This is a genomic window from Klebsiella sp. F11, assembly GCF_056712265.1.
The window spans coordinates 2570596-2582332 of sequence record NZ_CM160060.1; the positions used below are offsets into that span (position 1 = coordinate 2570596).

8 protein-coding genes, 3 tRNA genes and 1 pseudogene are annotated in these 11737 nt (G+C 56.3%); 3 read left to right on the forward strand and 9 right to left on the reverse strand.

Annotated elements, in window-relative coordinates:
• Positions 1–56 precede the first annotated feature (56 nt).
• The gene (locus tag AC1M2H_RS12785) at positions 57–1667 is read right to left on the reverse strand and encodes an FAD-NAD(P)-binding protein (protein ID WP_480151611.1); all 1611 of its coding nucleotides are present in this window, start codon (positions 1665–1667) and stop codon (positions 57–59) included.
• 755 nt (positions 1668–2422) lie between these two features.
• On the opposite strand from AC1M2H_RS12785, the gene AC1M2H_RS12790 reads away from it, so the two are divergent.
• Positions 2423–4690 carry a TonB-dependent siderophore receptor gene (locus tag AC1M2H_RS12790; protein ID WP_480151612.1) on the forward strand — a complete coding sequence of 756 codons (2268 nt, stop codon included), beginning with the start codon at positions 2423–2425 and terminating at the stop codon, positions 4688–4690.
• Positions 4691–5000: 310 nt separating this feature from the next.
• Here AC1M2H_RS12790 and AC1M2H_RS12795 read toward each other — a convergent pair.
• From AC1M2H_RS12795 to AC1M2H_RS12820, 6 genes and pseudogenes are all read right to left on the reverse strand, one after another.
• Positions 5001–5077, reverse strand: a tRNA-Val gene (locus AC1M2H_RS12795).
• A 3-nt stretch (positions 5078–5080) separates the two neighbouring features.
• Positions 5081–5157: transfer RNA gene (locus AC1M2H_RS12800), tRNA-Val, on the reverse strand.
• Between the two features lie 4 nt (positions 5158–5161).
• Positions 5162–5238, reverse strand: a tRNA-Val gene (locus AC1M2H_RS12805).
• 414 nt (positions 5239–5652) lie between these two features.
• Complete coding sequence (gene ydgU, locus AC1M2H_RS12810) at positions 5653–5736, reverse strand: small membrane protein YdgU (RefSeq protein ID WP_480151926.1); 84 nt, start codon at positions 5734–5736, stop codon at positions 5653–5655.
• A 69-nt stretch (positions 5737–5805) separates the two neighbouring features.
• Positions 5806–6174, reverse strand: a pseudogene (gene asr / locus AC1M2H_RS12815) (acid resistance repetitive basic protein Asr).
• 187 nt (positions 6175–6361) lie between these two features.
• Entirely contained in the window at positions 6362–6991 is a 630-nt protein-coding gene (locus AC1M2H_RS12820; RefSeq protein ID WP_480151613.1) for an NADPH-dependent F420 reductase, read from the reverse strand.
• Positions 6992–7098: 107 nt separating this feature from the next.
• On the opposite strand from AC1M2H_RS12820, the gene AC1M2H_RS12825 reads away from it, so the two are divergent.
• Positions 7099–7992, forward strand: a complete 894-nt coding sequence (locus tag AC1M2H_RS12825) for a LysR family transcriptional regulator (RefSeq protein ID WP_480151614.1) — start codon at positions 7099–7101, stop codon at positions 7990–7992.
• 35 nt (positions 7993–8027) lie between these two features.
• Here the strand turns inward: AC1M2H_RS12825 and mdtK are convergent, their stop codons facing one another.
• Positions 8028–9401: an MdtK family multidrug efflux MATE transporter gene (mdtK, locus tag AC1M2H_RS12830; RefSeq protein ID WP_480151615.1), complete on the reverse strand. Its 1374-nt coding sequence runs from the start codon at positions 9399–9401 to the stop codon at positions 8028–8030.
• Between the two features lie 217 nt (positions 9402–9618).
• Here mdtK and AC1M2H_RS12835 point away from each other — a divergent pair, with 217 nt between their 5' ends.
• Entirely contained in the window at positions 9619–10254 is a 636-nt protein-coding gene (locus tag AC1M2H_RS12835; protein ID WP_480151616.1) for a riboflavin synthase subunit alpha, read from the forward strand.
• Between the two features lie 65 nt (positions 10255–10319).
• Here the strand turns inward: AC1M2H_RS12835 and cfa are convergent, their stop codons facing one another.
• Complete coding sequence (gene cfa / locus AC1M2H_RS12840) at positions 10320–11468, reverse strand: cyclopropane fatty acyl phospholipid synthase (RefSeq protein ID WP_480151617.1); 1149 nt, start codon at positions 11466–11468, stop codon at positions 10320–10322.
• Positions 11469–11737: the final 269 nt, after the last annotated feature.

Consider the following 11737-nt stretch of genomic DNA (forward strand, 5'->3'; position numbering starts at 1 on the left):
TCGCCGCTAAGGGTGGGGGCAGGCCGCCGATGCTCGCCCGAAAGCGTCAATAGCGGCTAGCTCTCGATAAACGGCAGCCTCCGCCGCGGACGCGCTGCCGGCTGCGAGGCGGCTTTGGCCATTGCCGCACCGATCTCCGCGCATACCGTGAGGCCCTGAACGAACGGACGATCGTGCATGAGATAGGGCAGCGCTCCGAATGCAATGCGTCCGCGTACGATCTGCGGTTCAAGCAGCGTGTAGTCTTCACCGACCTCGGGTATAGCGTCTCCGCCGGCAAGGATCTGCCTGCGCAACGTCGGGAATGGCAGGTCTTTGGTCTTAAGCGGCTTCTGTCCTCGGGCGTCGATAAAGACGTCAAAGGTATATCGGGACTGCCTGGCGCTAATTTCCGTCAGGTTATCCTCACTGGCGATGACGTAATCGGGTCCCAGGGGGAGAATGCTGATAACGCCCGCCTCGCGCAGCGCCAGCAGCCGGCGGATGGATTGCGACGGGATCGCCGCGTAGTTATCAATAAACACCCGGGCCAGGCCGGCGCTAAACCGTTCGCTGTCGCGCGAGTCGAGGTGAGGAACGATGGCCTGGACCGCTTCATGCAGTCTGAGGATCGCGTAGCGCCAGGCCACGGTACGTCTGTCGCGCTTGTTGCGCTCGACCTCAATGAGATTCTCCTCAGCCCACTGAAAAGGGTCATACTTCCGGCGCGCGGCGAACCAGGCATCGTGGAAGCTGTCGGCGTTTAGCGTGTTAAGCGCCATCTCCCGACTCCAGCGCGGGTCGGCGGCGTCAATTTCCTGCACCATCAGCGCGAAAACCCGATCGAGCAGCCCCGCGGATCCGGCGGCGATCTGCCGGCTAATAGCCTCGTCGCTGGCGATAGTTAAAGGCTCATAGGGGATCGGGCAGTAGAAGTCGGCTTCGGGTAGGATCCCCGAGCGGGACATCATCACTATCTCCAGCCCCTCGCTGCCGCGATCCAGCCTGAAGCTGAGCGACTGGTCCGCCGCTTCCACGAACTCTCCGTGCTGCGCGGCTACCGCCATGGCGGCATCTATACCGCTGAGCGACGTTCCCATTATGCCGACCCGACAGGGCGCGATACGCGCGCTCATTAGCCCCGACCACGGGCTCGGGTAGTGGGCGCGCGGCGTGGTATCGTCACCAGGCCAGACGTGGCCGGTGGCAATAACCGCAAGGTCAAAATGCGCCGGTTCTACGGCGTGCTGGGCGTAGAGCATCACCCCGGAGGGGGTGACGTGCAGATCTTCTACCTTGCAGGATTCGCGGACCGTGACCTCAAACCCGCGCTTGCGGGCAGTTGCAACCAGCTGCAGAAACTGGTCGCGGAAATATTCACCCAGCAGCAGGCGCGGCAGGAACTGGCGAACGTGAAGAGACGTTTTGCGTACTCCGTAGCGCGCCAGATGCCCGGCGCTTAGCCCCTGCAGCCAGTCGATATAGGTCGAGAAAATAGGCGGGATTTCAATGCTGGCAATGTTCGCCAGCATCATCCGCGCGGTGTCGTGCTGGCTGTAGGGCATCCCGACGCCGGCCCGATCGGCCTGTTCATAGATAGAGATGGCCAGCGGTGCCGCGCTCTGTAACAGCGCGTGAAACGTATAGATCCCCGTCGGCCCCGCGCCGATAATCGCAATTTTCTTCATTGATATGGGCTCGTTATTTTAGGCGCAGCCATCCGTTAGCGGGCTGCCGCTGAAGGTGTCCCTAAGGGCGCTACCCGAAGTATAAACGAGGGATGGCTGGGCAGTGGTAAAGTGCCTGTTTCTGATAGCGCATGGTTGGCTGAAGCTGCTGGGAGCGCCATTTCATTCAAGGGGATTAAAGTCATTTTTTGTTGATGCTGCCCGATAAGCCGGTACCAGGTACCGCATATTATCGAGAGTACGGGCGTGAATAATAACCGGCACGGCATTTTTATTGCAAAGTTTTCTTGCAATAATAAAGGCGTGTCGACTTTAACAATTGTGGGGATATTATGATTAAATTGTGCTTATTTAATGTAGATGTGATTCATTTATTTTAATGAGTTTAAAATGTAAATATTTATTTTATATATGGTTGATTTTATTGAATTATTTAAACATAAAAATCCGTTGATTAATTATCAGCTTGATAATGAATCTCATTTTTAATAACGTAGAGCGGCACAATAATCCAATTGGCTGCCGATAGGAATACGCTATCAAAGAATAGCGTGGCGCGTTTATTTCTTCATTTTTCCAGAGCGGATTTTTTTTTCGGTGCAAATGGCTAATTAATATCCCGATATGACATCGGGGGGCTTTGCTTACGCCAAAACCAGAGAAGATGTTCTGTGTCTGGAGGTCGCTGCCGGTGTTTATCTGACGAATGAAGAAGGCGTGCCCCGAAGGCAATAAAAGAAAACAGGGCATATTCCATGAAACATTATTCACACTACTCGCTGGCCGTGCTGATTCATATGGCTATCTGGGGAGTGGGGTTGCCGGCGCAGGCCGCTGACGACAGCACTCCAGACGAAACGAAGAAATCCGCTGCGGCAACCGCAGCGGAGAATCAAGACGAAACGATGGTCGTTACCGCGGCCGCGCAGACCCTCCAGGCCCCCGGCGTCTCCACCATCACTGCCGATGAAATCCGCAAACATCCACCCGCCCGCGACGTCTCCGAACTGATTCGCACCCAGCCCGGCGTCAACCTGACGGGCAACTCCACCAGCGGTCAGCGCGGCAATAACCGCCAGGTCGATATTCGCGGGATGGGGCCTGAGAACACGCTGATTCTCGTTGACGGTAAACCGGTGACCAGCCGTAACTCGGTGCGCTATGGCTGGCGCGGTGACCGCGACACGCGCGGCGATACCAGCTGGGTACCGGCGGAAATGATCGATCATATTGACGTTATTCGCGGCCCGGCGGCGGCCCGCTACGGCAATGGCGCAATGGGGGGCGTGGTCAATATCGTCACTAAACCGACCAGCAGCGAGTGGCATGGTTCCTGGAATACCTATATGAACGCGCCTCAGCATCGTAAAGAGGGGGCGACGAAGCGCACGAACTTCAGCCTAAACGGTCCGCTGTCGGATGAGGTCAGCTTTAATCTATGGGGCAATCTGAGCAAGACGCAGGCCGATGCCCAGGATATTAACTCCGGCCATGAAGCGGCACGAACCGGTACCTATGCGGGATCCTATCCCGCAGGGCGCGAAGGCGTTGTGAATAAAGATATCCACGGCAAGCTGCGCTGGGAGTTTGCGCCGATGCAGGCTCTGGAGTTTGAAACCGGCTACAGCCGTCAGGGCAACCTCTACGCCGGCGACACGCAGAACACCAACACCAGCACGCTGGTAAAGAGTATGTACGGCAAGGAGACCAACCGCCTCTATCGCCAGACCTATGGTGTGACCTGGACCGGCGGCTGGGATAACGGGGTGACCAGCAACAGCTACGCCCAGTATGAACATACTCGCAACTCCCGGATGAGCGAAGGGCTGGCGGGCGGAACGGAGGGTATCTTCTCCAGCAGCGAATTCTCGGATATCGACCTGTCGGACGTGCTGTTGCACAGTGAAGTGAATATTCCGTTTACCCTCGGGGTTGAGCAGAATCTGACGCTGGGCACCGAGTGGAACCAACAGCGGATGAAGGATGGCGTGTCGACCACCCAGTCTCTCTCCTATGGCTCCATCGACGGCATCTCGGCAACCGGGCGCAGTCCGTACTCCAGCGCCGAAATTTTCTCGCTGTTTACCGAAGACAATATCACTCTGGCGGATAGCACCACGCTGACGCCAGCCCTGCGCTTTGACCACCACAGTATTGTCGGTAATAACTGGAGCCCATCGCTGAACCTCTCCCAGGGGCTCTCCGATGACTGGACGCTGAAGCTGGGGATTGCCCGCGCCTATAAAGCGCCGAATCTCTACCAGCTCAACCCGAACTATATTCTGTACAGTAACGGCCAGGGCTGCTACGCCAGCAGTTCCGCCTGTTATCTGATGGGTAATAGCGATCTGAAGGCAGAAACCAGCGTCAACAAAGAGATCGGCCTTGAGTATAAGCATGAGGGTTATCAGGCGGGGCTGACCTGGTTCCGCAACGACTACCGCAATAAGATTGAATCCGGTTACTCGGCGGTAGGCACGGCCAGCAACGGCACGACCAATATTTATCAATGGGAAAACGTGCCGAAGGCGCTGGTAGAAGGGCTGGAAGGCTCGCTAAACCTGCCGGTGAGCGACACGGTCAGCTGGAGCAACAACCTGACGTGGATGCTGCAAAGCAAGAACAAAACCACCGGCGATCGCCTGTCGGTGATCCCGCAGTTCACGCTGAACTCGACCGTTAGCTGGCAGGTGCGTGACGATCTCTCTTTACAGAGCACCTTCACCTGGTATGGCCGCCAGAAACCGAAGCGCTTTAACTACAAGGGGGAGGCGGTGTCCGCAAGCGAGCTAAATGAAGTCAGTCCATACAGCATTGTTGGGCTGAGCGCGACCTGGGACGTCAATAAAAACCTGAGTCTGACCAGCGGCGTGGATAACCTGTTTGATATTCGCCACTATCGCGCCGGTAATGCGCAGACGACGGGGAACTCGACTACCGGGGCTTATCTGTATGGCGCCGGCGCGGAAACCTACAACGAGTCGGGTCGGACGTTCTATGTGAGCGTGAATACGCATTTCTAAGGCGTCATCCATCGCGGGCCGGAATACTTTGCTATTCCGGCTTTTTTTTGCCGTCAGGTAAAACGGCATAGGGAAGCTTCACGACTCGTCCGTAGCGTTTGCCGGGCGGATTGCTGGCTCTGAAAGCGCTAGCGGTCCGTGCTGCCGACGGGTCTGGTCTGGACAGAAAACTGGGACGTTGGGATATCTGGTTGATAATAGGCGTAGGGGATTAAATGGATTTAAATGCCGTGGAATAAGGGAATGTTGCGTAGGGTGAACGGCTACAGGAAGCGCTTCTTTCGAGGAAATGCACCAGATCGAGAAAATCTGGTGCGTCCGAGTGGACTCGAACCACCGACCCCCACCATGTCAAGGTGGTGCTCTAACCAACTGAGCTACGGACGCATTTGGTGCGTTTAATTGGACTCGAACCAACGACCCCCACCATGTCAAGGTGGTGCTCTAACCAACTGAGCTATAAACGCGTGATGGTGCGTTCAATTGGACTCGAACCAACGACCCCCACCATGTCAAGGTGGTGCTCTAACCAACTGAGCTATGAACGCAATGTTGTGGTGACAACGGGGACGCATATTAGCGAGCGGGAGAGGTTGTGGCAAGAGGCAAACGTCACTTTTCTTGCAGATCGCACGCGATTGCGGAAGTTTTACGCATATTATCTATATTTTACTGATGATAAAGGATATTTCTTGTCCAGTTTGCCCCGGCAGGCCTTATCGACAGGTCGTCGGGAGGCTTTACCTTGCCCGGAGGGGAGTCCATTGAATACCGCGACGTTCAGGCGAAGCCGTATAGTTCGAGCGCCGGGTCATACAGCCAGTTCGCGGTTATCGCCGTTGCGCCAGGGGTTGAAGCGACGCGCCGGATTGAATAATAACTATCGGCGTAACGTTTTTATATTTTTGATATGCACAAGGTCGCCGCTGCGGCCTTTTTATCATTGTGGCAGGCGTTGGCCGTTATTTAAATATCAGGCGAAGGGCGAAGAGGGCGCAGATTATCAGCAGGATCAGAATGAGCTCAAAACGATAGCGTTGCAGCATAATGCTCTCCTAAAAAAATCGGCGCTGAAGCAGCGCCGATTTATTACGAAACCAGACTCACCGGATTAATTATGCAGCCGGCTGTGCAGCAGGTTTAGCCGCAGCGTGGTGTTTAGCTTTGTGGTGTTTTTTAGCTGCCTAGGCTTTCTGGGCGGCGGCTGGTTTAGCTGCTGCTTTGTGGTGTTTTTTCACAGCCTGGGCTTTCTGGGCGGCGGCTGGTTTAGCTTCTGCTTTTTTGTGTTTTTTCACAGCCTGAGCTTTCTGCTCTGCGGCTGGTTTAGCGGCGGCTTTGTGATGTTTCTTGTGATGAGTGGTTTTGGCAACGGTGCTGTGAGTTGCAGCAGCCGGAGCCTGAGTGGTGCTTACCGCGTCAGCGGCGAAAGCAGCAGAAGACAGGCCCATAGCAGCGGCAACGACCAGAGCTAATACTTTTTTCATTCTGATATCCTCGAAAATGTTTCTTCAGTTAACCCCACTGCGGGGCTGTTGAAACAACTATATGCCGGGCATTGCGGCAGTTCAGTGAGTGTTTGGTATCGGCTGGTAACCGAATGTACGGCGCAGGTCGCGGGAGGACGTAAGAGGGATTCCGCTAACGAGAAAGCGTTAGCGGAGTGGGGCCGCGTTAGCCGCGCGGCGTTTGAGCAAGCGTTGCGACGAGCTGCCGTCGGGTCATCGGGACGCAGTAGGCGGGCGTGCCGCGTTCAAAGCGCCATCCTTCGCTGAGCGGACCGGCGTCAAGGGCATCAAAACCAAAAGCGTCGTACAGCGCGGCGACAATGGCTTTCCCCTCTGCGTCATCGCCCGCCAGCGGCAGCGCCCGGCGATTTTCCGCCCCGGCGGGTAGACCATCGCTTTCCAGCTGCGTCATCGGGATGGCGTTGAAGGCTTTGGTGATTCTGGCGGCGGGCAGGATCCGCGCCAGCAGCTCGCTGGTCGTCGTTTGCCCGCTATCGAGCTCGGCAATTTCACCGTCCCGTTCGGGGTAGTAATTCACGGCATCAATAACGTGCTTATTGCTAATACCGGCTACCGGCAGCGCGTTGATGGCGCTGAGGGGGACCGCAATGACCACCAGCTCGCCAAATTCGGCGGCCTCGCCTGCGCTGCCAACCTGACAGCCGATCATCGGCCCCAGGCTGAACAGCGTTTGCGGCCCCCGCGAGTTGCTGAGCATCACATCGTGGCCGGCCTGTAGCGCAAGCTTAGCGATGGAACGTCCCACAAATCCAGCGCCTATTATTCCGATTTTCATCTTTTACTCCTGATAATTTTCCTCGGTGAGGGAATAAATTTAATTCCCTCATCACAGAAGATAAATCGTAAGATGGTTGCATGATAAACAACTAAAACGAGTTAATCATGGATCAGCTCACCAGCATGAAGGTTTTCGTTAAGGCGGCAGAAACCGGCTCATTTGCCGCCGTCGCCGAGCAGCTGCGTCTTTCGCCGCAGATGGTTGCCCGCCACGTCGCCGCCCTGGAGGAGCATCTCGGCACCTCGCTCATCGCGCGGACGACGCGTCGGCAGACGCTCACCGATATCGGCCGCAGCTATTATGAGCGCTGCCGCGTGGTGCTGGACGAAGTCGCCGAGGCGGACGCGCTGGCGCTGGAGATGAAGGCGACTCCCTCCGGCATCATCAGGGTTAACGCGCCGGTGACCTTTGGGTCCCATGCGCTCTCGACGTTTATCACCGACTATCTCGCCCGCTACCCCGAGGTTCAGGTTGAGCTGACCCTCAGCGATCGCATCGTCGACCCGATAGAAGAGGAGTTCGAGGTCATTATTCGCATCGGCGAGCTGGCCGACAGCACTATGGTTGCCTGGCCGCTGCGCCCTTATCGGCTAATCGCCTGCGCCGCTCCCGACTATATTTTGCGCCACGGCGAGCCGCTGACGCCGGCCGATCTCCAGCACCACTCCTGCCTGGTCTACGGCCACTGGTCGGCGATGAACGCCTGCCGCTGGCAGTTCACCGGGGAGGGAACCACGGTAGAAGTGAAACCCGCCGGGCGCTTCCGCTCGAACGACTGGAAAGCGCTGATGAATGCCGCACTCGCCGGGCACGGCATCACCCTCGGGCCGGAAGAGGTGCTGAGAGTTGAGGTTGAGCAGGGGAGGCTGGTGCAGGTTTTAGCGGGCTTTTCCGGCCCTTCGCGGCCGATGCATGTACTGGTGCCGGCCGGACGTCGACGAACGACCAAAATAAAATGCTTCGTGGAGGCGCTGAGAAAGGCGCTGGGCCCCGGCTAAAAAACGGGGCCCTGAAAGCGGGACGCCGCTGTCGGCTAGCGCGCCGCGCGCTGTAAAATGATGCTCGACGGCTGACGCTGGAGGAAGCGCATCCGCAGCATCATCAGCACTGCCGCGGAGGTTAAACCGATAATAAATCCGCACCAGAAGCCGGCAGGCCCCATACGCGGAACGACCATATCGGTTAATGCCAGCACGTAGCCGCTCGGCAGCCCCAGAACCCAGTAGGCGGTAAAGGTAATAAAGAAGATTGAGCGCGTATCCTTATAGCCGCGCAGGATCCCGCTGCCGATGACCTGCACGGAGTCGGAGATCTGATAGATTGCCGCCAGCAGCATCAGCTGGGAGGCCAGCAGCACGACTTCCGGGTTGTCGTTATAGAGGAGCGCAATCTGTTTACGCATCAGGATGGTGAAAATCGCGGTGATTGCGGCCATGCAGACGCCAACGCCGACGCCGGTTCTGGCGGAGATTTGCGCATCCAGGGTTGAGCCCTGACCGAGGCGAAAGCCCACGCGAATAGTTACCGCCGCCGCCAGCGACAGCGGTAAAACGAACATCAGCGAGCTGAAGTTAAGCGCAATCTGATGGCCGGCGACATCGACAATGCCCAGCGGAGAAACCAGCAGCGCGACCACCGCAAACAGGGTCACTTCGAAAAACAGCGCCAGGGCGATCGGCAGCCCGAGCTGGACCAGACGTTTGAGGACGGCAAAATCCGGTTTGCTGACCCCCTCGGCTCCCCGAATATCACGCATTGAGCGTGCCCGGCGCACCCAGGAGATCATGCTGAAAAACATTACCCAGTAAACGGAAGCCGTTGCCACGCCGCAGCCAACGCCGCCCAGCTCCGGCATACCGAAATGGCCGTAGATAAAGATGTAGTTGACCGGGATGTTCACCAGCAGGCCGATGAAGCCCATGACCATCCCCGGCTTGGTTTTTGCCAGACCTTCGCACTGGTTACGCGCAACCTGGAAGAAGAGGTAGCCTGGAGCCCCCCACAGCAGCGCGCGCAGGTAGCCGACGGCTTTATCCGCCAGCGCCGGGTCAATATTATGCATTGAGCTGATGATATAGCCGGCGTTCCATAGCACCACCATCACCAGCGCCGAGACCAATCCCGCCAGCCAGAAACCCTGGCGCACCTGGTGCGCGATGCGCTCACGGCGCCCGGAACCGTTGAGCTGAGCGATGACCGGGGTTAACGCCAGCAGCAGACCGTGGCCGAAGAGGATCGCCGGCAGCCAGATGGAGGTCCCGATAGCTACGGCCGCCATATCGGTGGCGCTGTAGCCGCCCGCCATAACGGTATCGACGAAGCCCATTGACGTCTGGGCCACCTGCGCGAGGATGACGGGAATAGCCAGTGCTAACAACTGACGCGCTTCAATGAAGTACTTCTGCACCTGTACACCTTTATATTGTTGTTATTTGGAGACTAAAAAAGCCGCCGTTAATGGCAGCAAGAAGAAAAAGCAGAGGGATTAGCCAGTCTATTGTAGCGAGGATTAGCCATTAAGCCAGTGAAAAAATGGTAGGGCACGATGCGTGCTGGCAACCTTATTTACCACCTGTTATTGTTCCCGATTAATATATATTGAGCCATTCCTGGAGGAGCAAAGCATGTTTACTGGCATTGTGCAGGGGACCGCTAAAGTGGTGTCCATCGATGAGAAGCCCAACTTTCGTACCCACGTGGTGGAACTGCCTGAGCACATGCTCGACGGACTTGAAACCGGCGCGTCGGTTGCGCACAACGGCTGCTGTCTGACCGTCACCGAGATTGACGGCGCGCGCATCAGTTTTGACCTGATGAAAGAAACCCTGCGCATCACCAACCTCGGCGCCGTGCGTCAGGGTGACGTGGTGAACGTCGAGCGCGCGGCGAAGTTCAGCGATGAGATCGGCGGCCATCTGATGTCCGGCCATATTATGACCACCGCGGAAGTGGTGAAGATCCTGACCTCGGAAAATAACCGCCAGATCTGGTTCAAGGTCCAGGATCCGACGCTGATGAAGTACATTCTGTATAAAGGCTTTATCGGCGTCGACGGCATCAGCCTGACGGTTGGCGAAGTGACGCCGACGCGCTTCTGCGTGCACCTGATTCCGGAAACGCTGCTGCGCACCACTCTGGGGGCGAAAAAGCTGGGCGACCGGGTGAATATCGAGATTGACCCGCAGACGCAGGCGGTGGTCGATACCGTAGAGCGGGTGCTGGCGGCGAAAGAAGCCGTGCAAAAGGCGACGCAAGAGTAACAGCGCGAAAAAATGCCGGTCAGTGAAGCCACGGACCGGCATCGGTACTGCGGTTTAGCCAGGAGCTAGCGCGCTACGCGCAGGCCGCCCTCGGCGCCGCGAGAAAACACCACCTGCCACAGCTGAATATCGCGCGCGCGGAAGGCGCCGGCGCAGGCGTTCAGATAATAGCTAAACATGCGTTTAAAACGCTCGGTGTAGTTGTCGGCAATATCCGGCCAGCTGGCGAGGAATCGCTCGTACCAGGCCATCAGCGTGGTATCGTAATCGGCGCCTATATTGTGCCAGTCTTCCATAACGAAATGCGTTTCGCTGGCTTGCGCAATATGGCGTACCGACGGCAGGCAGCCGTTAGGGAAGATATATTTATTGATCCACGGATCGACGCTGAGGTCGGTTTTGTTTGAACCGATGGTGTGCAGTAAAAAACGACCGTCCGCTTGCATATTTCGGTCGACAACGTCGAAATAGGTCGCGTAGTTTTTCGGCCCCACGTGCTCAAACATACCGACGGAAACTATCCGGTCAAAACTATCATGTAAGTCACGATAGTCCTGTAACAGGATAGTGACGTCTAATCCTTCACACCGCTGCTGGGCCATTTTTTGCTGTTCGGCAGAAATGGTAACGCCAACCACGCTAACGTGATAATTTTTTGCCATGTAATAGGCCAGACCGCCCCAGCCGCAGCCAATATCCAGCACCCGCATCCCGGGTTCCAGCTGCAGCTTGCGGCAAATAAGATCTAATTTAGCCTGCTGAGCCTCTTCCAGAGATTGCGCCTCTTTCCAGTAAGCGCAGGAATATTGCATATAGGGGTCGAGCATCCGACTAAAAAGATCGTTGCCGAGATCGTAGTGCTCTTTGCCGACTATCCAGGAACGTTTTTTACTTTGCAGATTGAACAGGCGAGCGGTAGCAATACGCAGCGTATCTTTGAGATGGCGGGGAAGCTGTTTTTCCAGTCCGGCGCGCAGCACCTTATGGAAGAAGATATCCAGACGCTCGCAGTCCCACCAGCCGTCCATATAGCTTTCACCTAACCCCAAAGAACCTTCCTGCAGCACGCGCTTAAAAAAGAGGGGGTTTTTTATCCGTAAATCGGAGGGAGCGGGGCCATTAATTTCAATACCCGCACGACCAAGTAACTCAGCTGTAATTCGGTACCAGTCATCATTTGGTACACTTACTTCTTCTATACACGATGAACTCATAGCTTCTCCATCACGCCCAAGTGATCAGAACCTTAAAACAGCGTAGACGCTTTTTTTGGCATTGTGAGAAATCTCACGGAATAATCCGTGAAGCTGCTATCCGACGTAGAACAGAGGAAGGGAGATAACCCTTGCCGAAAGGCCTTCCATGGTGAAACGGGAAGCATCCTGCCCCCGTTAATATCGATAAACTGTCTATTTATGTGACACGCGATCCAGTATAGGCCCCTATTTTAAGGCTTTCAATAAAAAGATATTAGCAGGCTAAT

Coding starts and splice junctions, on each gene's coding strand:
- AC1M2H_RS12785 (WP_480151611.1), bottom strand. CDS start 1,667: ATGAAGAAAATTGCGATTATCGGCGCGGGGCCGACGGGGATCTATACG.
- cfa (WP_480151617.1), bottom strand. CDS start 11,468: ATGAGTTCATCGTGTATAGAAGAAGTAAGTGTACCAAATGATGACTGG.
- AC1M2H_RS12835 (WP_480151616.1), top strand. CDS start 9,619: ATGTTTACTGGCATTGTGCAGGGGACCGCTAAAGTGGTGTCCATCGAT.
- AC1M2H_RS12820 (WP_480151613.1), bottom strand. CDS start 6,991: ATGAAAATCGGAATAATAGGCGCTGGATTTGTGGGACGTTCCATCGCT.
- AC1M2H_RS12825 (WP_480151614.1), top strand. CDS start 7,099: ATGGATCAGCTCACCAGCATGAAGGTTTTCGTTAAGGCGGCAGAAACC.
- AC1M2H_RS12790 (WP_480151612.1), top strand. CDS start 2,423: ATGAAACATTATTCACACTACTCGCTGGCCGTGCTGATTCATATGGCT.
- ydgU (WP_480151926.1), bottom strand. CDS start 5,736: ATGCTGCAACGCTATCGTTTTGAGCTCATTCTGATCCTGCTGATAATC.